The organism is Pseudomonas sp. Marseille-QA0332 (assembly GCF_054950175.1).
Map to the genome: position 1 here is coordinate 1,999,453 of NZ_CM143106.1, position 21,430 is coordinate 2,020,882.

Annotated in this window: 16 protein-coding genes; 6 read left to right on the forward strand and 10 right to left on the reverse strand. The window is 64.0% G+C overall.

Translation table 11 applies throughout. The features are described from left to right. Nucleotides 1–14: 14 nt before the first annotated feature. Together ACY8GK_RS09275 and ACY8GK_RS09280 are read left to right on the forward strand one after the other, a co-directional pair. Nucleotides 15–1,253 (forward strand): exonuclease SbcCD subunit D C-terminal domain-containing protein, encoded by a 1,239-nt coding sequence (locus tag ACY8GK_RS09275; RefSeq protein ID WP_196180996.1) that lies wholly within the window; start codon nucleotides 15–17, stop codon nucleotides 1,251–1,253. Continuing rightward, complete coding sequence (locus tag ACY8GK_RS09280; RefSeq protein WP_462402867.1) at nucleotides 1,250–4,897, forward strand: AAA family ATPase; 3,648 nt, start codon at nucleotides 1,250–1,252, stop codon at nucleotides 4,895–4,897. The genes ACY8GK_RS09275 and ACY8GK_RS09280 overlap by 4 nt, the downstream gene beginning before the upstream one ends. Nucleotides 4,898–4,944: 47 nt before the next feature. On the opposite strand, the gene ACY8GK_RS09285 is transcribed toward ACY8GK_RS09280, so the two are convergent. The 8 genes from ACY8GK_RS09285 to acs all read right to left on the reverse strand — a co-directional run bounded on the left by ACY8GK_RS09285 (nucleotide 4,945) and on the right by acs (nucleotide 13,023). Continuing rightward, nucleotides 4,945–6,042 (reverse strand): lactonase family protein, encoded by a 1,098-nt coding sequence (locus ACY8GK_RS09285; RefSeq protein ID WP_462402868.1) that lies wholly within the window; start codon nucleotides 6,040–6,042, stop codon nucleotides 4,945–4,947. Nucleotides 6,043–6,046: 4 nt separating this feature from the next. Beyond that, nucleotides 6,047–6,334: a DUF5629 family protein gene (locus ACY8GK_RS09290; protein ID WP_196180999.1), complete on the reverse strand. Its 288-nt coding sequence runs from the start codon at nucleotides 6,332–6,334 to the stop codon at nucleotides 6,047–6,049. A 74-nt stretch (nucleotides 6,335–6,408) separates the two neighbouring features. After that, a complete protein-coding gene (gene argR / locus ACY8GK_RS09295; RefSeq protein WP_196181000.1) occupies nucleotides 6,409–7,389 on the reverse strand; it encodes a transcriptional regulator ArgR in 981 nt (326 codons plus the stop codon). A gap of 97 nt (nucleotides 7,390–7,486) precedes the next feature. Continuing rightward, nucleotides 7,487–8,251, reverse strand: a complete 765-nt coding sequence (locus ACY8GK_RS09300) for an ABC transporter ATP-binding protein (protein WP_196181002.1) — start codon at nucleotides 8,249–8,251, stop codon at nucleotides 7,487–7,489. 22 nt (nucleotides 8,252–8,273) lie between these two features. Continuing rightward, nucleotides 8,274–8,972 (reverse strand): ABC transporter permease, encoded by a 699-nt coding sequence (locus tag ACY8GK_RS09305; RefSeq protein ID WP_196181004.1) that lies wholly within the window; start codon nucleotides 8,970–8,972, stop codon nucleotides 8,274–8,276. Next, complete coding sequence (locus ACY8GK_RS09310) at nucleotides 8,969–9,658, reverse strand: ABC transporter permease (protein ID WP_462402869.1); 690 nt, start codon at nucleotides 9,656–9,658, stop codon at nucleotides 8,969–8,971. Before ACY8GK_RS09310 ends, ACY8GK_RS09305 begins: the two co-directional genes overlap by 4 nt. An 87-nt stretch (nucleotides 9,659–9,745) precedes the next feature. Continuing rightward, the gene (locus tag ACY8GK_RS09315) at nucleotides 9,746–10,546 is read right to left on the reverse strand and encodes an ABC transporter substrate-binding protein (protein ID WP_196181008.1); all 801 of its coding nucleotides are present in this window, start codon (nucleotides 10,544–10,546) and stop codon (nucleotides 9,746–9,748) included. A gap of 521 nt (nucleotides 10,547–11,067) precedes the next feature. Continuing rightward, nucleotides 11,068–13,023, reverse strand: coding sequence for an acetate--CoA ligase (gene acs / locus ACY8GK_RS09320; RefSeq protein WP_462402870.1), 1,956 nt, complete (start codon nucleotides 13,021–13,023; stop codon nucleotides 11,068–11,070). Between the two features lie 403 nt (nucleotides 13,024–13,426). Between acs and ACY8GK_RS09325 the strand changes: the two genes are divergently transcribed. Then, a complete protein-coding gene (locus ACY8GK_RS09325; RefSeq protein ID WP_462402871.1) occupies nucleotides 13,427–13,681 on the forward strand; it encodes a DUF2790 domain-containing protein in 255 nt (84 codons plus the stop codon). Nucleotides 13,682–13,899: 218 nt separating this feature from the next. On the opposite strand, the gene ACY8GK_RS09330 is transcribed toward ACY8GK_RS09325, so the two are convergent. Next, complete coding sequence (locus ACY8GK_RS09330) at nucleotides 13,900–15,459, reverse strand: sigma-54-dependent transcriptional regulator (protein ID WP_462402872.1); 1,560 nt, start codon at nucleotides 15,457–15,459, stop codon at nucleotides 13,900–13,902. A 252-nt stretch (nucleotides 15,460–15,711) separates the two neighbouring features. On the opposite strand from ACY8GK_RS09330, the gene phhA reads away from it, so the two are divergent. Continuing rightward, nucleotides 15,712–16,497 carry a phenylalanine 4-monooxygenase gene (phhA, locus tag ACY8GK_RS09335; protein WP_196181016.1) on the forward strand — a complete coding sequence of 262 codons (786 nt, stop codon included), beginning with the start codon at nucleotides 15,712–15,714 and terminating at the stop codon, nucleotides 16,495–16,497. A 46-nt stretch (nucleotides 16,498–16,543) separates the two neighbouring features. Further along, nucleotides 16,544–16,903 (forward strand): 4a-hydroxytetrahydrobiopterin dehydratase, encoded by a 360-nt coding sequence (locus ACY8GK_RS09340; protein ID WP_196181018.1) that lies wholly within the window; start codon nucleotides 16,544–16,546, stop codon nucleotides 16,901–16,903. Between the two features lie 422 nt (nucleotides 16,904–17,325). Here the strand turns inward: ACY8GK_RS09340 and ydiJ are convergent, their stop codons facing one another. Continuing rightward, on the reverse strand, nucleotides 17,326–20,346 hold the full coding sequence (ydiJ, locus tag ACY8GK_RS09345; RefSeq protein WP_462402873.1) for a D-2-hydroxyglutarate dehydrogenase YdiJ: 3,021 nt from the start codon (nucleotides 20,344–20,346) through the stop codon (nucleotides 17,326–17,328). A gap of 174 nt (nucleotides 20,347–20,520) precedes the next feature. Here ydiJ and ACY8GK_RS09350 point away from each other — a divergent pair, with 174 nt between their 5' ends. After that, a complete protein-coding gene (locus ACY8GK_RS09350; protein ID WP_462402874.1) occupies nucleotides 20,521–21,405 on the forward strand; it encodes a LysR substrate-binding domain-containing protein in 885 nt (294 codons plus the stop codon). Nucleotides 21,406–21,430: the final 25 nt, after the last annotated feature.

Genomic DNA, 21,430 nt, shown 5'->3' on the forward strand with positions numbered 1-21,430 from the left:
GAACCTCTCTTTCGATGCGTCTGTTTCATACTTCCGACTGGCACCTGGGGCAGACCCTGCACGGCCAGGAACGTGACTTCGAACATGCCTGCTTTCTCGACTGGCTGCTCGGCCAGCTCAAGCTGCGCCAGCCGGATGCCCTGCTGATCGCGGGCGACATCTTCGATACGGTCAATCCTCCGGTCAAGGCACAAGAACGGCTCTACGACTTCATCGTCCAGGCCCATGAACAGCAGCCCAGGCTGGATATCGTGATGATCGCCGGCAACCACGACTCGGGCTCGCGCATCGAACTGCCCGCCGTTCTGATGCGGCGCCTGCGCGCTCACGCCCTGGGCCGGGTGCATTGGCTCGACGACGGCCAGCTCGATGCCGAGCGCCTGCTGATACCGCTGACCAATGCGCGTGGCAAGGTCTGTGCCTGGTGCCTGGCCCTACCGTTCATGCGTCCGGCGGAAGTGACCGGAGCGCATCTGGGCGACGACTTCCTGGAAGGCGTGACGCAGGTGCACCAGCAACTGATCGCCGCGGCCCAGGCCAAGCGCAGAAAGGACCAGGCCCTGGTCGCCATCGGCCATGCGCACATGGCCGGTGGCGCGGTATCCGAGGATTCCGAGCGTAGCTTGATCATCGGCAACGCCGAAGCCCTGCCGGCGCGACTGTTCGACAAGTGCGTCAGCTACGTAGCGCTCGGCCACTTGCACAAGCCGCAGCGGGTCAATCGGGAAGAACGGATCCGCTACAGCGGCTCGCCGATCCCACTGTCGTTCGCCGAGATCGGCTACCCGCACCAGATCCTCGAAGTGGAGCTCGACGGCGCCGAACTGGTCAGCGTCGAAGCGCGCCTGGTGCCCCGTGCGGTTGCCTTGAAGCGTTTCGGTCCAGCGCCCCTGGACGAGCTGCTCGAAGCGCTTGCGGCCCTGCCGGCGGTCGACTTGCTGGAAGATCCGCAGCACCAGCCATGGCTGGAAGTCAAGGTGCGGCTGGACGAACCACGACCGGACCTGCGCCAGCAGATCGAAGCCGCGCTCGCTGGCAAGGCGGTGCGCCTGGTACGCATCAGCGCCGAATACGCAGGTCCCGGCCTGGATGAACAAGTTGACCAGGCCCTGATCGAACTGGGCGAGATCACCCCCCAGGATTTGTTCGCCCGGGCCTGGCTCCAGGCTTACGGGCAGCCCGCCGACAAGCAGCTGCTCGACGATTTCGCCCTGTTGCTGCAGGACGTCCAGCTGGAAGAGCACAAATCATGAAGATCCTCGCCATTCGCCTGAAGAATCTGGCCTCGCTCGCCGGCCCGGTGGACATCGACTTCACCGCCGAGCCGTTGGCCAGCGCCGGGCTGTTCGCCATCACCGGTGCGACCGGCGCCGGCAAGAGCACCTTGCTCGATGCCTTGTGCCTGGCCCTGTTCGGCAACGTGCCACGTCTGGGCGATGTCTCGCGCGAAGCCAAGGTGCCGGACGCCGACGGCGACCTGGCCACCTGGGACCCGCGCACGCTGCTGCGACGCGGCACTGGTAGCGGCTACGCCGAGGTCGACTTCGTCGGCACCGATGGCCACCGCTATCGCGCCCGCTGGGAGGCCAACCGCGCCCGCGACAAGGCCGCGGGCAAGCTGCAGCATAGTCGCCAGAGCCTGCATGATCTGGATACCGGGCAACTGCTGAGCAACCAGAGCAAGAGCGAGTACAAGCAGCTGCTCGAGGCGCGCCTGGGCCTGAACTTCGAGCAGTTCACCCGTGCCGTCATGCTCGCCCAGAGCGAGTTCAGCGCCTTTCTCAAGGCTGACGACAAGGAACGCAGCGAGCTGCTGGAAAAGCTCACCAACACGTCCATCTACACGCGGCTGGGCCAACGCGCCTTCGGCAAGGCCAAGCAGGCCGGTGAGCTCCACCGGGACCTGCAGGCCCGCGCCGTGCACCTGATGCCGCTGGCCGAGCAGGCCCGTGCCGAGCTCGAGCAGCGCCTGGAGCAGGCGCTGGGCGAATACCGCGACAGCCAGACAAGCCTGCGTCAGCTGGAGCTGCAACGTGCCTGGCTGCGCGAGCAAGCCCAGTTGCAGGCGCAGCTGGCAGCCGCGCAGCAGGCCCTGCAAACGGCCCAGCACGAGGCGGCTCGGCTGAGCGCCCAGCGCCGCGACGTACAGCTGTTGCAGCGCCTGGCGCCGCAGCGGCACCAGTTCCAGCGCCAGCGCCTGGTGGCCGCCCAGCTGGCGCCGCTGGCCGCCGCACTGGAGCTGCGACGACACAGCCAGGTCGAGTTGCAAGCGTGCATCAGCCAACAGCAACAGACGCTCGAAGCGGCTCGCCTGACCTGCGCCCAGGCCCAGGCGCAACAGGCGCAAAGCGCAGCTTCGCTGCGCCAGGCCTACGCCAGCCAGGATCATCTGGCACGCCTGGCGCTGGAACGAAGCGGGCTGACTGAAGCCATCGCCCAGGCCGACCAGGCGCTGGCCAGCGTGCAGGCGCAACTTCACGAGGGGCAGGCACGCCAGCGGCAGGACCAGGAGCAGTTGGCCGCGATCGAGGCGGCGCTGGCCGAAAGTGCCGCGCTGGAGAGGCTTGGCAATGCCTGGCAGGCGTACCGCGGCCAGTTGCAGCAGCTGTTGCAGGTCGGCGATCGGCTGGCCCAGGGCCGCCGGGAGTTGCCCGCCCTGCAGGAGCAGGCCAGCCAGGCCGAGGCGCAGCTGCTGGAACACCAACAGGCCTGTGCCCTGCTGTTCCAGGAAGCCGAGGTCGAACCGCAGGCGCTGCCCGAACAACTCGACTTGCTGGGCAACCTGTTGCAGCAGAACCGCAAGCAGCAACGCGCTGTCGAGGCGCTTGCACGTCTGCATGACCATCAGCGGGAACTCGAGCAGAGCGATCAGGCCGTGCGCGAGCGCCAGCAGCACGCCTTGCAGGAGCGCCAGCGCCATATCGTCGAGGGCCAGGCCGTCAAGGCCGAGCTGGAGGCGGCCGAACAGGCCTTGAACATCACCCAGCAATTGCTCGAACGTCAGCGCCTGGCGCGCAGCGCCAGCGTCGAGCAGCTGCGCGCCCAGCTACAACCAGGCGAACCCTGCCCGGTCTGTGGCAGCGCGGAGCATCCGTATCGTGCATCCGAGCCGTTGCTCGAACGCCTCGACCAGCATGACCAGGCCGAGCAGGCACGCGCCAAGGCCACGGTCGATACGCTCAAGGCGCGCCTGGAGGAATTGCGCACCCTGGTGGGCGTGCTCAATGGGCAGATCAAGGAATACCAGCGCCAGCAACGACAACTGGCCGAGCAACTGCAACCACTGGCCGAACAGCTTGCCGCTCACTCGTTGTGGCCGGCATTGCTGGACCTGGATGGGCCGGCCCGTGGCACCTGGCTAAAAGCCCAGCAACGCCGGCTCGACGACGAGATCAGTCGTGACGAGCGACGCCAGGCGCAGTTGCTCGATGTGCAAAAGCAGGCGGCTCGTTTCAACCAGCAACTGCAGTCGGCCAGCCAGACGCAGCAACAGACCCGACAACGCCTGGACCAGCAGCAGCAGGCACTGGCAGCCGACACGCAGAACCTCGAGCAGGCCTTGGCGGCCTTCTCCGAGCTGCTCCCCGAAGCGCGCCTGCAAGGCTTGCGCGAGCAGCCGGCGCAAGCCTTCCTGGAACTCGACCAACAGGTCACCCTGCGCCTGCGACAACAGGCGCAACAGCAAGAGCACCAGCAGCAACGACAGCAGCGCCAGCAGCATCTGGCAAGCCTGGACAACGAGCTGCAGGCATGCCGGCAGCATCAGCTGGAGCTTGCCCGCCAGCTGGACGACCTGGATGCGCAGCGCCGGCAGCTCGACCAGCGCCTGGCCGACCTGCTCAACGGGCACGCCAGCGCCGATGACTGGCAGCGTCAGTTGCAGCAGCAGTTGCAGCAGGCCCGCGACGACGAGGCCGCGGCCGTCCAGCAACTGCAGCAGGCCCGCGAACAGCTGATAACGCTCAGCGGCGAGCTCAAGGCCGAACAGGCGCGTCACGCCGCCTTGCAGGAGGAAGATCGGCAGCTGCAGCACGCTATCGCCGGCTGGCGAGCCAACCATGCCGAGCTCGACGACGCTGCGCTCGAGCGCTTGCTGGTCATGGACGACGCGCACCTGGAGCAGATAAGCCAGGCCGTGCAAGCAGCCGACAAGGCTGTCGAACAGGCACGAGTGCTGCTCGAGGAACGCGATGCACGCCTGCGCCAGCATGCCACGCTGGTACAAGCCCCGCCGTCGGCCGAAAACCTGGAACACTTCCTGGCGCAGTTGCAGGAGCGCCTGGCCGGCCAGGAACAGCGCTGCGCCGAGCTGCGTGCCGAGCAGGCCGAAGACCAGCGCCGACGGCTGGCCTACCAGGCCCTGGCCGCAGAGATCGAGGCGGCCCATGGCCAGTGGCAGCGCTGGGCACGCCTGAGCGCGCTGATCGGTTCGGCGTCCGGCGACACCTTCCGCAAGCTCGCCCAAGGCTACAACCTGGACCTGCTGCTGCACCATGCCAACGGCCAGCTGCGCCAGCTGGCCCGACGCTATCGGCTCAAGCGCGGCGGCAGTTCGCTGGGGCTGCTGGTACTCGATACCGAGATGGGCGACGAGCTGCGTTCGGTGCACTCGCTGTCAGGCGGCGAGACCTTCCTCGTGTCCCTGGCCCTGGCGCTTGGCCTGGCCTCGATGGCCTCGAGCACCTTGCGCATCGAGTCGCTGTTCATCGACGAAGGTTTCGGCAGTCTCGATCCGGAATCGTTGCAGTTGGCCATGGATGCGCTGGACGGCTTGCAGGCCCAGGGGCGCAAGGTTGCCGTCATCTCTCATGTACAGGAGATGCACGAAAGGATCCCGGTGCAGATCCAGGTTCGCCGACGTGGCAATGGCTTGAGCGATGTGCAGGTGGTCGGCTAGCGGGCCGGCCGGAGCCGCAGGCGTCACGCCTTGGCCCGGCCGGGTGCTCAGTCGAGGAACTCGAAGTCCGATGGCGCGCCGTGCGCCAGGGCCTGCACGGTGTCGCCCAGCTCGCCGCTGAGCGGGTCGCGTCGCATCACCACGATGCGATCGCTTTTCTGGTTGGCCACCAGCAGATAATGGCCGCTCGGATCGATGGCGAACTCGCGTGGCTCCCGGCCTTCGGACGAACGCCTTTGTATCAGGGTTAGGCGGCCGTTCTCGCTGTCCACGGCATAGACCACGACCTGATTGGCCGTGCCGCGATTGCTCACGTAAAGGAAGCGACCATCGCTGGACAGGTGCAGGCCACCGCCGGCCTTGGCCTGGGGGTCGTCGCGCTCGGTCAATGGCAGGCGCTGACGCTCGAGCAAGGCGCCATCCTCGACATCGAACATCACCACCTCCCCGCTCATTTCCAAGGTCAGGTAGGCATGCTCGCCTTGGGCATCGAACAGCAGGTGCCGAGGACCGCTGCCTGGCGGCAGGCTCACCGCTGCCGGTTGCGCCGGGCTCAGTGGCTGCGTGGGGCTGGCAGCGTCGTAGCGGTAGATGAAGACCTTGTCGGCGCCCAGGTCGCTGGCATACAGATACAGGCCATCGGGGGAGAAAACCGCCGAGTGCACGTGAGGCCCGGATTGACGCTCCGGGTCCACGCCACTGGGCGCGTGACGCTGCTGCTGGATCGCCTGCGCAAGCCGTCCATCCTTGTCCACCGGCAAGACTGCCAGGCTGCCACCGGGTACCGGTTCGCCGGAATAATTGGCTACCATCAGGTAGCGCCGGTCCTGGCTGAGGCTGGCATGGGTCGGCTCGTCACCTTGGCTGGAGACCTGCGAAAGCGGCTCGATCAGACCCTCGGCACTTACCGAGAAGCTGCTGACCCGGCCTTTGCCCTGCCCCACTTCGTTGACCGCGAACAGCAGGCGCTGGTCCTCCGACAGCACCAGCCAGGAGGGGTTGTCGCTCTTGACCAGCTGGCGCGCCTGGGCGTCGATCAGCCCTGTGCGCGTGTCGAACTGGTAGCGATAGATGCCCTCGCCTTGGCCTTGGGTATAACCACCGACCAGCAGGCCGGCAGCATGGGCTTGGATCGTCAGGCTCATCAGGCTAGCCCCCAGTATCTTCTCGAGTGTCGTCATCTTCATCCTCTTCCGGAGCGCGCAGAGCGTCCATGCAGACCAGTCGATGCTCGCCCTGCGAATCGCTCAGGCGCCATTGCTCGCCCTCTGCCGTCGCGGCTGCAACCTGCTCGAGCGAGAAGCGCCAGCGCCGATGCTCACGGCCATCGATGCATTCGATCGAAAGACCCTCGGCATCGAAGGTGAAGTCGAAGGCATGCAGGCCATCGATCAGCAGCATGTCACAGGATTGCAGGGCTTCGGACAGAGCAGTCATCAGGTTCTACCGTCAAGAAAAGCACGCATTATAGGCAGACCGGGGATGACCGGCGGCGTTCAAAGCGATGACGCTCAGCCTCGTTCGGCGGGTGCCGCGCCAGCTTCGAACGGGCTGCTGCCACGACGCTGGTTACGGTCCTCGCGCGGTGTCGCGCCAAAGAAGTTGCGGTAGGCGCTGGAGAAGTGCGGCCCGGAGGAAAAGCCGCAGGACAAGCCGATCTGGATGATCGACTTGCTGGTCTGCAGCAGCATCTGGCGCGCCTTGTTCAGGCGCAGCTCCAGGTAGTACTGACTCGGTACCCGGTTGAGGTACTGCTTGAAGATACGCTCCAGCTGGCGACGCGAAACGCAGACATGCTGGGCTATTTCGTCGGTGGTCAACGGCTCCTCGATATTGGCCTCCATCAAGACCACCGCCTGGGTTAGCTTGGGGTGGCTGGAGCCCAGGCGGTTCTGCAGCGGAATGCGTTGGCGCTCGCCGCCTTCGCGGATACGCTCCACCACCAGCTCCTCGGAAACCGCCCCGGCCAGCTCGGCGCCATGGTCGCGCGCCAGCACCGCGAGCATCAGGTCTGCCACCGACATGCCGCCGCAGGCGGTCAGCCGGTCACGGTCCCAGTCGAACAGATGGCTGGTGGCGATCACCTTGGGGAAGCGCTCGGCGAAATCGTCCTGCCAGCGCCAATGGACGGCCGCGCGATAACCCTCGAGCAGGCCCAGCAAGGCCAGCGGATAGACCCCGGCGGACAAGCCGCCGATCATGCAGCCACTCCTGGCCAGCTGGCGCAGCGCCCCGGCAAGCGCCGGAGCGACGGCCAACGGTGGCTCGTCAGCCAGCAGGAACAAGGTATCCAGACCCTCCAGACGGCCGGCCCAGGCAGTGCCAGGCAGACGCCAGTCGCCCTCCAGCGGTGCCTCGGCCTGCAGAAAGACCAGCTCGTACGCCGCATCCGCCTGCAGCCGTCGGGCCACCTGCAGCACATCCTCGGCCAAGGCCAAGGTCAGCGCCCTGGTACTGGGCCAGATGAGAAAACCGATTCGCTGGGAGGTCATAGAAGGGTCCGAAACCTGAAGTCGATCGAGTCGATGGCGCCAGGGCTTGCAACGCCAGGGGCGTAGCATGCCCTATTTCGGTGCAAGTCGGCAGTGCCTACTTCAGGCTGCCGGAAAGAAACTGCTTCAGGCGCTCCGACTGGGGATTGGCCAGTACCTGGCGTGGATCGCCGCTTTCCTCGACCTTGCCTTGGTGCAGAAACACCAGCTGGTTGGACACTTCGCGGGCAAAGCCCATTTCGTGAGTGACCACGACCATGGTCCGGCCTTCCTGGGCCAGCGACTGCATGACCTTGAGCACGTCGCCTACCAGCTCCGGGTCGAGCGCCGAGGTCGGTTCATCGAACAGCATCACCTCAGGCTCCATGGCCAAGGCGCGGGCAATGGCCACCCGTTGCTGCTCGCCCCCGGACATGTGTCCCGGATAGGCATCCTTGCGATGGGCCACTCCGACCTTGGCCAGGTAGTGCTCGGCCTTCTCCAGCGCCTGCTTGCGATCGATGCCCAGCACGTGCACCGGCGCCTCGATGACGTTCTGCAAGGCAGTCATGTGCGCCCACAGATTGAAATGCTGGAACACCATCGACAAGCGTGCGCGCATGCGCTGCAGCTGCTTTGGCTCGGCGGCCCGGAGCGCGCCGTCCTTGCCCGCCACCAGCTTGAGTTCCTCGTTGTTGAGCAGGATCCTGCCGGCGTGTGGCTGCTCGAGCAGGTTGATGCAGCGCAGGAAGGTCGACTTGCCCGATCCGCTGGAGCCGATGATGCTGGTCACGTCGCCTGCCTTGGCAGACAGCGAGACGCCCTTGAGCACCTCATGGCTGCCGTAGCGCTTGTGCAGGCCCTGGACTTGTAGTTTGTACATGCTGTCGGTTCTCACGATGCGATCAGTGCTTGCGTGGCGCCAGGTAGCCGAGCCAGCGGCGTTCGGCCAGCTTGAACAGGCGCACCAGGATGAAGGTCAGGCACAGGTAGAACACGCCTGCCGTGATGTAGGCCTCGAAAGGCAGATAATACTGGGCATTGACCGTACGCGCCGCACCGGTGATGTCGATGAGCGTGACGATGGAAGCCAGGCTGGTGGTCTGCAACATCATGATCACCTCGTTGCTGTACTGCGGCAGCGCCCGGCGCAGGGCCGACGGCAGCAGGATGCGTCGATACATCTTCAACGGCGCCATGCCCATCGCCCTGGCGGCCTCGATCTCGCCATGCGGGGTGGCCTTGAGGCTGCCAGCGATGATCTCGGCGGTATAGGCGCTGGTATTGATGGCGAACGCCAGGCAGGCGCAGAACGTGGCGCTCGACAGCCATGGCCAGAAGATGCTCTGGCGTACGGCTTCGAACTGGGCCAGGCCGTAGTAGATCAGGAACAGTTGCACCAGCATCGGGGTGCCCCGGATGACGTAGGTGTACAGCCAGGCGACGAAGTTGACCACGGGCTGGCGCGACACCCGCATCATGGCCAGTGGAATGGCCGCCAGCAAACCGAAGAACAACGAGATCGCCAGCAGCTTGAGGGTCACCAGCATGCCTGCGAAATACAGCGGCAGCGCGTCCCACACCACGTTGTAGTCGAAAATCATAGCTCGGCCGCCTTGATGCCCACGGAATAACGTTTCTCCAGTCGCTTGAGTGCCAGCAGCGAGACACTGGTGATGACCAGGTACAACGCCGCCACCGCCAGGAAGAAGGTGAACGGCTCGCGGGTGGCGTCGGCCGCCTGCTTGGCCTTGAACATCATGTCCTGCAAGCCGACCACGGAAATCAGCGCGGTGGCCTTGGTCAGCACCAGCCAGTTGTTGGTGAAGCCGGGGATGGCCAGGCGGATCATCTGCGGCACCATGATCCGGAAGAACACCTGACGCTCATTCATGCCATAGGCCCGTCCTGCCTCGGCCTGGCCCTTGGGGATGCCGAGGAACGCGCCCCGGAAGGTCTCCGAGAGATAGGCGCCGAAGATGAAGCCCAGCGTGCAGATACCGGCGACCAGCGGATTGAGATCGATATAGTCGTCATGGCCGAGCAGCGGCGCGACCCGATTGATCACATCCTGGCCGCCGTAGAAGATCAGCAGGATCAGGACCAGGTCCGGGATGCCGCGTATCACCGTGGAGTACACGTCGCCCAGCCAGGCCAGCCAGCGCACCGGCGACAGACGCAGGGCGACGCCGATCAGGCCGAGCACGACGGCCAGGGCCATGGAAGACAGGGCAAGCTGCAGTGTCAGCCATGCCCCGTCGAGGATGACTGCCCCGTAGCCTTTCAACATGATGAGGTCCTCGACCTGGAAAATGAAAATGGTGCAAACCACAGGATCTCTGCTGTTTGCACCATTGGACAGGTGTGAATGTATGGATTATTGCGCAGCCTGGGCCTGGTCATCGGCGCCATAGATATCGAAGTTGAAGTACTTGGCTTCGATCTGCTTGTACTTGCCGTTGGCGCGGATGGCATCGATGGCCGCATTGATGCGCTCGCGGTTGGCGTCGTCGCCCTTGCGGACCGCGATGCCAATGCCGTCGCCGAAGTACTTGGCGTCGGTGAAGGAAGGACCGACGAAGGCGAAGCCCTTGCCGGCGTCGGTCTTGAGGAAACCGTCCTCGAGCAGGGTGGCATCGGCGACCGTACCGTCGAGCCGGCCAGCGGCGACATCCAGGTAGATCTCGTTCTGGGTACCGTATGGCACCACGGTGACGCCCTTGGGCGCGAAGACTTCCTTGGCGAAGCGATCATGGATCGAACCGCGCTGGACACCGATCTTCTTGCCGGCCAGCTCGTGCAGGTCCGCGCTGACCGCGCTGCCTTCCTTCATCACCAGGCGTGCCGGGGTCAGGTAGTAGCGATTGGTGAAGTCGACCGACTTCTTGCGATCCTCGGTAATCGACATCGACGACAGGATCGCATCGATCTTGCGTACCTTGAGCGCCGGGATCAGACCGTCGAACTCTTGCTCGACCCAGGTGCACTTGGCCTTCATCTCTTCGCACAGGGCATTGCCGATATCGTAGTCGAAGCCGGCCAGGCTACCGTCGGGCTGCTTGAAGGCGAAGGGTGGATAGGCTGCCTCGATGCCGATCTTCAGCGGCTTCGAGTCGGCCAGCGATGCCAGGGAAAACACGGACAGCGCCAGGGCGCCAAGCAGTGCGAGTTTCTTCATCTGGTAGCTCCATCGGGTACAGGCAATAAAAGGCAGGATCGATACTGCCCGCTATGCGAAGGGGGACAAGGCCAGCCGCCGATCACGCGGCCATGAGCGCGCGATTGCATTCTAGCGGCAGGCGACTGGTCGATATTTCTTCAAAGCGACAACTACTTATAGAAGCGCCAGAAATCGCGTCCGGCGATATTGACAGCTCAGCCATGATATGCAAGAGCAAAAAGGATCCAACCAGAGAGTCAAGCAATTAGCGGGCCTATTATTCGCAAACCCTTTGGCTACGGCAAGTCTGACATGAAATCTTGCGGGGAAAGCCATGCGTCTGGAAGCAACTGGGCAGCACGGTAACAGGTACCAGCGGCCGCCGCCGGAGCGCCGGACCGGCCGCGATGGGTCGCCGTGGAGGGAGGAGCCCGTCGGATGACAGGCTCAAAGTGAGTGCGAAAGACCATTGCTCCGACGCCCGGCCTTGCAAAACCTCGGACAGCGCCGTCAGCACGCCCCGTGTTGCAGGGCTGCGATCACGCCGCCTTCATGGTCTTGTGCGTATCGATCAGATGCTGCACCACGCCTGGGTCGGCGAGGGTCGAGATGTCGCCCAGGGCATCGTATTCGCCGGTGGCGATCTTGCGCAGGATACGTCGCATGATCTTGCCCGAGCGGGTCTTGGGCAGCCCTGGCGCCCACTGGATCACATCCGGCGAGGCGATCGGACCGATTTCCTTGCGCACCCAGTTCTTCAGCTCCTGGCGCAAGGCCTCGCTCGGCTCTTCACCGGCATTGAGCGTGACGTACACATAGATGCCCTGCCCTTTTATGTCATGCGGCACGCCGACCACCGCTGCCTCGGCGACCTTGGCGTGAGCGACCATGGCGCTCTCGATCTCCGCGGTGCCCATGCGGTGACCGGACACGTTGAGCACATCATCCACGCGTCCGGTGATCCAGTAGTAGCCATCTTCGTCGCGACGCGCACCGTCACCGGTGAAGTACATGCCACGGAAGGTCTTGAAGTAGGTGTCGACGAAGCGGTCATGGTCGCCGTACAGCGAGCGCGACTGCCCTGGCCAGGAGTCGAGGATCACCAGGTTGCCCTCGGCCGCGCCCTCGATCAGGTTGCCAAGATTGTCGACCAGCGCAGGCACCACGCCGAAGAACGGGCGAGTCGCCGAGCCCGGCTTGAGCCCGGTGGCGCCAGGCAACGGGCTGATCAGGATGCCACCGGTCTCGGTTTGCCACCAGGTGTCGACGATCGGGCAGCGCTCCTTGCCGACGGTGGTGTAGTACCAGTTCCACGCTTCCGGGTTGATCGGTTCGCCAACCGAGCCGAGCAGGCGCAGGCTCGAGCCGTCCGCGCCGTCGACCGCTGCCCGGCCCTCAGCCATCATGGCGCGGATGGCCGTCGGTGCCGTGTAGAGGATGTTGACCTTGTGCTTGTCGATGATCTTCGACACGCGTGTGATGTCCGGATAATTGGGCACGCCCTCGAACAGCAAGGTCGTGGCCCCGTTGGCCAGCGGCCCGTAGACGATGTAGCTATGGCCAGTGACCCAGCCGACGTCTGCGGTGCACCAGTAGACCTCGCCCGGACGGTAGTCGAAGACCCGCTCGTGGGTCAGCGAAGCGTAGAGCAGGTAGCCGCCGGTGGTATGCAGCACGCCCTTGGGCTTGCCCGTGGAGCCGGAGGTATAAAGGATGAACAAGGCTTCCTCGGCCCCCATTTCCTTCGGCGCACAGTGGCTGGAGGCGACCTTCATCAGGTCTTCGTACCAGATGTCGCGGTGCTGGTGCCAGGCGATGTCGCCGCCAGTGCGCTTGCATACGATGATCTTTTGTACGCTGCTGGTCTCGGGGTTGGTCAGGGCCAGGTCGACGTTGGCCTTGAGCGCGGTGCGGCGGCCGCCACGCACGCCCTCGTCGGCGGTGATCACCACCTTGGAGCGGCAGTCGATGATACGCCCGGCCAACGCCTCGGGGGAGAAGCCGCCGAAGACCACCGAGTGGATCGCGCCGATACGCGCGCAAGCCAGCATCGCGACCACCGCCTCGGGGATCATCGGCATGTAGATGGTCACCACGTCGCCACGATGGACGTCCTGGCCGCGCAAGGCATTGGCGAACTTGCAGACCTGCTCGTGCAGTTCGCGATAGGTGATGTTGCGATGCTCGGAAGGATCGTCGCCCTCCCAGATGATCGCCAGCTGGTCGCCACGTTCCTCGAGATGACGGTCGAGGCAGTTGGAAGAAACGTTCAGAGTGCCGTCGGCGAACCACTTGATGTCCACATGATGGTCATCGAAGGAAGTCTGCTTGACCTTGGTGAACGGCTTGATCCAGTCCAGCCGCTGGGCCTGCTCGCGCCAGAAGCCGTCCGGGTTGATCACCGATTGCTGGTACATGGCCTTGTAGGTGGCCTCGTCGGTCAGCGTGCTGGCCGCGACCTCGGGACGAACGGGATACAGTGGAGCCGCACTCATCTTGATACCTCGGTGTAATAGTTGTTTTTGTATGAGACCGTTTGTAGCTGCATGAAGAGGCTCGCGGCCATTCGACATTGGTAGTAATCAACCTGCCGCCTGGCATGCCCTGCGCCCGGGGCTGGCCGTCCACCCGCAGCTACTTGGCGCCAGGATTATTACAGGTTTTGTCAAAACTTAGAAAAATCTTATCAGAACTTGATCTGTTTCCATTTCATCGCGCCCCTTAGAATGATCCCCGCCACAACGGCATGACACAGACTTCGAATCCGATCGCGGATCTTTTATTCCGACCCCCACGCCGGGCAACTTGATCCGCCATTCACTCGATGCCTTTGACCTGATATTCACGCGGCTTTCACAGCCGCGCGCTTCCCCACGACTTCGAACAGGTAAAACCCCCATGAAAGCGTTACTGGTATTGGTACTCGCTGGTCTCTGCGGCACAGCCATGGCTGAAGACGCAACGGCCACTGCCGAGACACCGGTGGAACAGTACAGCTATGATCAGACCCTGGACATCGCCCGTGTGTTGTCCGTGAGCCCGGTCCCCAATGTCTGCGCGGTGGTGCCGGCGCGCATGACCTACGAAGATTCCGCAGGTCACCGGCATATCCTGGAATACCGGGTCATGGGCAACGGTTGCTCCAACGGTTGAGCGCCTGCCGCCCGCGCCGGACGAGCCCGCAGTCGCATAGCGCCTCATTCGCGGGACAACGACCCAGGCCGCCTGGGTCGCCTCGCGGGCGTCGCGATCGATGCAAGCCTGACGCCACATGATCGGTCATTTGCAAAGACACGATCACGATATCGATGTTCGAAGATGAACGATTGTTAACTTGCCTTCTTCGTCATTGAAGTTCAGTAACTCGACTCCTATTCACTGAACTTTCCCAGTGCATGTTCACGCAACTTGTTGGCGATCGTGGTATGTGAAACACCCAGACGCTTACCCAGCGCCCGGGTGCCTGGATAGTCCTGCAGCAAAGTTTCCAGCACCGTCCTTTCGAATCGGCCGACGATAGTAGCCAGCGAGCCTTCCAGAGAAAAACCGTTCAGAGGATGACGCCCGCCATGATCCGGCAGGCGGATATGCGCGCTGCCGACCACACCGTCCTCGCATACTGAAACTGCCTGGAACAACACGTTTTCCAATTGACGGACATTGCCTGGCCAGGCATATCGGCCCAGCTTTTCCAGCGCCGCCGGAGCCAGGCGCGGCACGGGACAGCCGATTTGCCGGCTGGCCTGGTCGAGGAAATGCTCGGCCAGGCCAGCCAGGCCGTCCATGCACTCGCGCAGCGGAGGGATGTGTAACGACAGCACGCTGAGGCGATGGTAAAGATCCTGGCGGAATTCGCCGCGCGCGCACCGTTCGGACAGGTCGAGCTGGGTCGCGCAGACGATCCGCACATCCAGGTAGACGTCCTCGTCGCTACCCACCCGACGGAAACTGCCTTCCTGCAAGAAGTGCAACAGCTTGCCCTGCAGACGTGGGCTCATCTCGTCGACACCATCGACAAACAACGTGCCGCCCGAAGTCAGCTCGAGCAACCCCAGCTTGCCTTCTGCGCGGGCTCCCTCGAAGGCGCCTGGCCCATAGCCGAACAGTTCGGTCTCGGCCATCGATTCCGACAGACCGGCGCAGTTGAGTGCAAGCATGGGCGACTGACGGCGTGGGCTCGCCAGGTGACAGGCACGGGCCAGCAGCTCCTTGCCAGTGCCGGTCTCGCCCTCGATCAGCAACGGCGCATCCAGCGGCGCCATGCGTCTGGCTTCTCGGACCACCGCCGCCATCCTTCGCGAACTCTGGAAGATGCTGTCGAAGCCGCGCAGCTCCTGCTTGCGCACATGATAGATCTGCTCACCGATGCGATCTGCGCGGTGCAAGGTCAGCACGGCGCCTGCCAGGGCCTCGGTATCATCGAGCTGCGATTGCAGTGGCGCGACGTCGGCCAGGAATATGTCACCATGCACCTTCAGCCGTAGCCCGTTGATCCGCGAACGACCGGTTCGCATCAGCTCCGGCAGATCGAAGTCCTCGATGTGGCGCGCCAGCGACAGGCCCGGTACCTCGTCGACCCGCACACCGAGCAATTGCGCAGCCGCCCGGTTGCCAGCGACGACACCGCCGCTCATGTCGACCGACAGTACCGGGAACTCCAGGGCACCGAGCAAGGCATTGAGTTCCATGTGCCTTCGCTCACTGGGCATCAGTCCGACCCGCTTGACCCCGAAGACGCCATCGATCGCCTCGAATTTCGGACGCAGCGACTGGAACTGCAGGTTGATCAGGTTCGGGCAGTTCAGATAGATGGCGTTGCCGTGCTCGCCGCCCACCTCTCCACGCGCCACGTTGATGCCGTACGACACCAGCAACTCGAGGATGTCACGCAGCATGCCGATGCGGTTCTGACAATGGACCTTGATACGCATGACGGCCTCCCTTGAACTAACAATCGACCGCCGGCGAAAAACGTGTCAGGTTTTCTTGCCAGATTGGCCTGAAAGATCGGTTTGAAACGCTTGATTCTGGGGCGCACCCTGCCATTCGTAAACTTTTCTTTACGAGCGTCAGGTTTTCTAGGGCGGCGTTCAGGGACCGCAGCACTGGAAAAGCCTATTCGACCCTGGCTTTACTGGGCGCAAGTCAGCCGGCAAGAACAAGAACCGTCCTGGAGAGCTTCCATGAAACAGACCCACTATGTGGCACGCGAACCGGATCCACAGGGCTTCATCGACTATTCGCCGCAAGACCATCAGGTCTGGCATACCTTGATCGAGCGACAGCTGAAGGTGGTCGAAGGACGCGCCTGCCAGGAATACCTGGACGGTGTCGAGCAGCTTCGGCTGCCACGCGAGCGGATCCCTCAGCTTGGCGAGATAAACAAGGTGCTCGCTGCCAGCACCGGCTGGCAGGTGGCACGGGTACCAGCGCTGATCCCGTTCCAGACCTTCTTCGAACTACTGGCCAGCAAGCGTTTTCCGGTGGCGACCTTCATCCGCACCCCGCAAGAGCTGGACTACCTGCAGGAACCGGATATCTTCCATGAGATTTTCGGTCATTGCCCGCTGCTGACCAACCCCTGGTTCGCCGAATTCACCCATACCTACGGCAAGCTGGGGCTGGCCGCGAGCAAGCAGGAGCGTGTGTACCTGGCGCGGCTGTACTGGATGACCATCGAGTTCGGCCTGATCGAGACCGCCCAGGGCCGCAGGATCTATGGCGGTGGTATTCTTTCGTCGCCCAAGGAAACCCTCTACAGCCTGTCCGAGACACCGGAACACCAGCCCTTCGATCCACTCGAGGCCATGCGCACGCCCTACCGCATCGACATCCTACAGCCGGTCTACTTCGTCTTGCCGAACCTCAGGCGCTTGTTCGACCTGGCCCATGAAGACATCATGGCGCTCGTCCAGCGTGCCATGCAGCTAGGGTTGCACGCGCCCAAGTTCCCGCCCCGGGCGGCCTGAGCGTCTTGGTGCCACCACCCGAACATCCATCGACCGGAGCCCATTGATGACCGCCTTGAACCAAGCCCACTGCGAAGCCTGTCGCGCCGATGCCCCACAGGTCACCGAACAGGAACTGGCAGCACTGATTCGCGAGATCCCCGACTGGAACATCGAAGTTCGCGACGGGATCATGCAGCTGGAAAGAGTATTCGCATTCAGAAACTTCAAGCATGCCCTGGCCTTCACCAACGCGGTTGGCCAGATCGCCGAGGCCGAAGGGCATCATCCGGGGTTGCTGACGGAATGGGGCAAGGTCACCGTCACTTGGTGGAGCCATTCGATCAAGGGCCTGCACCGCAACGACTTCGTCATGGCCGCAAGGACCGACCAGGTCGCCCAGTCGGCCGAGGGCCGCAAAGTCTGACAAACGGCCCACCCGCGCCTGCCTTGAAGCGCGATGGATCGCGCATGATGGCAGGCGCTGGAACGCAAGGACTTCTAAGTGTCATCGAGGCTGCTGTATCCTGCCCCCGCTTTGCGAACCCCTGCGCCTGGCGCAGCCCCTTCGATGACACTAGCGAGGACGACGAGATGCACGAGATCCCGAATCTTCCCTTCCCAAGCCTGAACCCTGAAGAGCACTCCGTTGCCCCCCATGCCGAGCCTGCAGCAACTGCCCAGCAGGACGGCGAAGACGCCTCCAGCGCCGACCAAGACTAGGCTTTGTACGAAAAGTGCCTGGCCGACCCTGGGCCCGCTTTGCGGACCATCCCGCCACGGCGGCCTCCTACAGGTGGCCGCTGAGGCGTTTGCATCCCACGGCAGGAGCGACCGCCGCCCAGCCGGTCATGGCCGCACGTGCTGCAGTACCACTTCCAGCGGATGGCGCAGCTTGCGGTCGGCAAGGCGCTTGACCTGGCTGCGGCAGGAATAGCCGGTCGCCAGGGCCTCGCCTTCCTTGTCCAGCTTGCTTGCCCAAGACTGTTCGAAAATGGTTCGCGAGGTCTCCTGGTTGCGCGCCTCATGCCCATAGGTGCCAGACATCCCGCAGCAGCCGGTCGCCTCGGTGGTCAGCTTCAGCCCCAACCTGGCGAAGACCTGTTCCCACTGCCGGACACTGGCCGGAACATTGGTCTTTTCCGTGCAATGCGCCATCAGACGGAAATGCTCAACGGTGGCGCTGGGCTGACTGGGCAGCACGTCGATCAACCACTCCTGCGGCAGCAGCACCTTCGGACACCCCTCGAGCCCCGGTACTTTCTGGTATTCCTGGCGATAGACCAGGGTCATGGCCGGATCCAGCCCGACCAGCGGCACGCCGCAATCGGCCAAGGCCTTGAGCTGGCTGCCGTTGCGAATGGCCGCCTTGGCGAATGCGCCCAGGAAGCCTTGTACGTGCAATGGCTTGCCATTGGCGCTGTAGGGCGCCAGGAACACGCGATGCCCCAAACGATGGGCCAGATCGATGAACGCCGCGAGCAAGGGGGTTTCGAAATAGCGGGTGAAGGCGTCCTGGACCAGCACGATGCTGCGCTCGCGCTGGGCCGGCGTCAGCTCGCTCAAGGCCGGGACGGTCGCCACGCCGACCCGGCAGCGGGTCAGGGTCGATTGCAGGTTGAAGCGGCTGATCAAGGGGCTGTCGACCATGCCGACCTGCTCGGCCAGCAGCTTGTTCACCCACCTGGAGCCCATCACTGCGTTGTACAGCCCGGGCGCGTAAGCCAGATAGGGAATGCTGAATTCCAGCGAGCCGATCAGGTAGTCGCGCAGCGGACGCTGGTAGCGGCCGTGGTACAGCTCGAGAAAGCGCGAACGGAAGTCCGGCACGTTGACCTTGACTGGGCACTGCCCGGCGCATGACTTGCAAGCCAGGCAGCCAGCCATGGCATCGTACACCTCGTGGGAGAAATCCTCCTGGCCCTGCCGGCGCGCACGCTCGTTGCGCAGGCGTGCCGGCAGCCCCTTGAGCCAGCCGCTCGGCTGGCGCGCAGCGGCAAGCACATCGACGTCGGACGCGCCCTGCAGCCGCAGCCACTCGCGAATCAGCGAGGCGCGCCCCTTGGGCGAATGGCGGCGTTCGCGCGTGGCTTTCCAGGACGGGCACATCGCGTCGTTCGGATCGTAGTTGTAGCAGGCGCCGTTGCCATTGCAATGCACGGCACTGCCGAAGCTCTGCCAGACACGTTCGTCGATGCTGCGATCGAGTTCGCCGCGCAGCGGTGCCTCGTCCACCTTGATCAACCCTTCGGCGCTGTCGGGCGGCGTGCAGATCTTTCCCGGGTTGAGCTGGTTGTGCGGATCGAAGGCGCCCTTGAGACGCTGCAGCGCCGGGTACAGCTCGCCGAAGTATTCCGGCACGTATTCCGAACGCAAGCCCTTGCCGTGTTCGCCCCACAACAGGCCACCGTAACGCCGCGTCAAGGCCGCCACGGCATCGGAAATCGGCTTGACCAGCGCGGCCTGGGCCGGATCCTTCATGTCCAGCGCCGGACGCACGTGCAGCACGCCGGCATCGACATGGCCGAACATGCCGTACGCCAGACCGTGACCGTCGAGCAGCGCACGAAATTCGGCGATGTAGTCGGCCAGTTGCTCCGGAGGGACCGCGGTATCCTCCACGAACGGCTGCGGACGCACTTCGCCTTCGACGTTGCCGAGCAGCCCCACCGAGCGCTTGCGCATCGCGTATACCCGCGTGACCGCCTCGGCGCCCTCGGCCAGGGTGTGCCCCAGGCGCTCGACGCTGGTGTCGGCCTGCAGATGCTCGACGAAGGCACGGACTCTGGCGTGGACCTCGTCAGGCTGGTCGCCACAGAACTCGACCAGATTGATGCCCAAGGTTGGGCGCTGCGCATCGGCGGGGAAGTATTCGGCGACACTGTCCCAGACGATGTCCTTCATCGCCAGCATCAGTACCTTGGAATCCACCGTCTCGATCGAAAGCGGCTTGAGCGCCATCAGTGCATTGGCGTCGCGCAGCGCATCCATGAAACTGGCATAGCGCACGTTGACCAGCACCGCATAGCGGGGAATCGGCAGTACGTTAAGCTTGGCCTCGACGACGTAGCCTAGCGATCCTTCGGCACCACACAGGACACTGTTGAGGTTGAAACGACCCTGTTCGTCACGCAGGTGGGCCAGGTCGTAGCCGGTCAGGCAGCGATTGAGCTTGGGGAAGGTGTGCTCGATCAGTTCAGCCTGGGTTCGCTGGATGTCGCGCGCCGTGCGGTAGACCTCCCCCACCCGCCCGGAAGCCGCGCAAGCCAGTTCTAGCGTCTGGTCGTCGATCGGCAGGCTGTGCAGGCGTTCGCCACCGAGCAGCACGCTGTGCAGCTCGAGCACATGGTCGCGAGTCTTGCCATAGGTGCAGCTGCCCTGGCCGCTGGCATCGGTATTGATCATGCCGCCGATGGTCGCCCGGTTGGACGTCGACAGCTCCGGCGCGAAGAACAGCCCGTGCGGCTTGAGCGCGGCATTGAGCTGGTCCTTGACCACCCCGGCCTGAACCCTCACCCAGCGCTCCTGCACGTTGATCTCGAGGATCTCGTTCATGTGCCGGGACAGATCGACGACGATGCCATCGGTCAGCGACTGGCCATTGGTTCCGGTCCCTCCGCCGCGAGGCGTCAGCTTGACCTGGCGAAAGCGTGCTTCGCCCATCAGCCTGGCGACGCGCGCCACATCGTCGGCATCGACCGGAAAGACGGCAGCCTGGGGCAGGCGCTGGTAGATGGAGTTGTCGGTGGCCAGTACCGTGCGCGTGCCGTAGTCGGCACTGATCTGGCCACGGAAGCCGCTGGCGCGCAACGCTTCGAGAAACTCGGGATAGTTGGCGGCAGGCGCCTGGGGGTGCAGTTGGGCGATCATCGAAGGACGGCCTCTTTATCGGCTGGTTCACGGTGGTGGGCAATCGGCGCATGGCCTGGTTGCCTGTCGTAACGGCATGAATCGATCCAGGCCGAATGACGAATAGGGCAATGTTCCTGTACTTTCGAAGCAAGGGCAAACGGATAATCCTGCCGCTATCGATGACTTCAATGAATGAATTACCGCCACCTGACACCGTCCATGTCGCTCCTGCTGGCCTTCGAGGCGGCAGCCCGGCACGAAAGCTACACGCGAGCCGCGGTGGAGCTTTCCCTGACCCAGAGTGCCGTCAGCCGCCAGGTCCAGGCGCTCGAAAAGCAACTGGGCCTGACCCTGTTCAGGCGTGAAGGGCGCCAGGTCCAACTGACCGATGTCGGGCGCCTTTACCAGCGCCAGTTGAGCGAAGCGCTCGGACGGATCCGTAGCGCCACCTTGCAGGCCCTGGCCTACCAGTCCGGGGTCGGCACGCTTCGCCTGGCCACCTTGCCGACGTTCGGCTCCAAATGGTTGCTGCCGCGCCTGCATGCCTTCTATACCGCCCATCCGGGCATGCTGGTGCATATCCATTCGCGGATCGAGGCGATCGACTTCGAAACCAGCGAAATCGATGCCGCCATCGGCGTGGCCAGCCACGACCTGCCAGGCTTGGTCTGCCACAGGTTGCATGCCGAAGAGCTGGTGGTGGTGTTGCCGCCGTCGGCGGCGCAGCAGGCCGAGGCATGGACCGCGGCCAGGATCAGCGAACAGTTGCTGCTCACCGTGGCCAACAATCCGCACGCCTGGGGCGAATGGTTCTCTCACCACGCCCTGCCCCATCGCGGCATGCGCCTGGGCCCGAGCTTCGAGCTGACGTCGCACCTGATCCAGGCCGTCAGGGCCGGCATCGGCATCGGCCTGGTGCCCAGGATCCTCGTGCAGGAGGAACTGGCCAATGGCGAGCTGTTCAGCCCGGCAGCGGCCTTCGCCAGCCAGCGCAGCTATTACCTGATCTACCCGCCGCGCAACGAAGCGCTGCCTTCGCTGCGGGCTTTCCGCGGCTGGCTGCTGGAGCAGATCTGAGACCGGTGAGCCGCTGCCCGGCGGC

Excerpts from the sequence above, each read along its gene's own strand:
- ACY8GK_RS09275 (WP_196180996.1), top strand. The coding sequence starts at position 15 with ATGCGTCTGTTTCATACTTCCGACTGGCACCTGGGGCAGACCCTGCAC.
- ACY8GK_RS09280 (WP_462402867.1), top strand. The coding sequence starts at position 1,250 with ATGAAGATCCTCGCCATTCGCCTGAAGAATCTGGCCTCGCTCGCCGGC.
- ACY8GK_RS09285 (WP_462402868.1), bottom strand. The coding sequence starts at position 6,042 with ATGAGCCTGACGATCCAAGCCCATGCTGCCGGCCTGCTGGTCGGTGGT.
- ACY8GK_RS09290 (WP_196180999.1), bottom strand. The coding sequence starts at position 6,334 with ATGACTGCTCTGTCCGAAGCCCTGCAATCCTGTGACATGCTGCTGATC.
- argR (WP_196181000.1), bottom strand. The coding sequence starts at position 7,389 with ATGACCTCCCAGCGAATCGGTTTTCTCATCTGGCCCAGTACCAGGGCG.
- ACY8GK_RS09300 (WP_196181002.1), bottom strand. The coding sequence starts at position 8,251 with ATGTACAAACTACAAGTCCAGGGCCTGCACAAGCGCTACGGCAGCCAT.
- ACY8GK_RS09305 (WP_196181004.1), bottom strand. The coding sequence starts at position 8,972 with ATGATTTTCGACTACAACGTGGTGTGGGACGCGCTGCCGCTGTATTTC.
- ACY8GK_RS09310 (WP_462402869.1), bottom strand. The coding sequence starts at position 9,658 with ATGTTGAAAGGCTACGGGGCAGTCATCCTCGACGGGGCATGGCTGACA.
- ACY8GK_RS09315 (WP_196181008.1), bottom strand. The coding sequence starts at position 10,546 with ATGAAGAAACTCGCACTGCTTGGCGCCCTGGCGCTGTCCGTGTTTTCC.
- acs (WP_462402870.1), bottom strand. The coding sequence starts at position 13,023 with ATGAGTGCGGCTCCACTGTATCCCGTTCGTCCCGAGGTCGCGGCCAGC.
- ACY8GK_RS09325 (WP_462402871.1), top strand. The coding sequence starts at position 13,427 with ATGAAAGCGTTACTGGTATTGGTACTCGCTGGTCTCTGCGGCACAGCC.
- ACY8GK_RS09330 (WP_462402872.1), bottom strand. The coding sequence starts at position 15,459 with ATGCGTATCAAGGTCCATTGTCAGAACCGCATCGGCATGCTGCGTGAC.
- phhA (WP_196181016.1), top strand. The coding sequence starts at position 15,712 with ATGAAACAGACCCACTATGTGGCACGCGAACCGGATCCACAGGGCTTC.
- ACY8GK_RS09340 (WP_196181018.1), top strand. The coding sequence starts at position 16,544 with ATGACCGCCTTGAACCAAGCCCACTGCGAAGCCTGTCGCGCCGATGCC.
- ydiJ (WP_462402873.1), bottom strand. The coding sequence starts at position 20,346 with ATGATCGCCCAACTGCACCCCCAGGCGCCTGCCGCCAACTATCCCGAG.
- ACY8GK_RS09350 (WP_462402874.1), top strand. The coding sequence starts at position 20,521 with ATGAATTACCGCCACCTGACACCGTCCATGTCGCTCCTGCTGGCCTTC.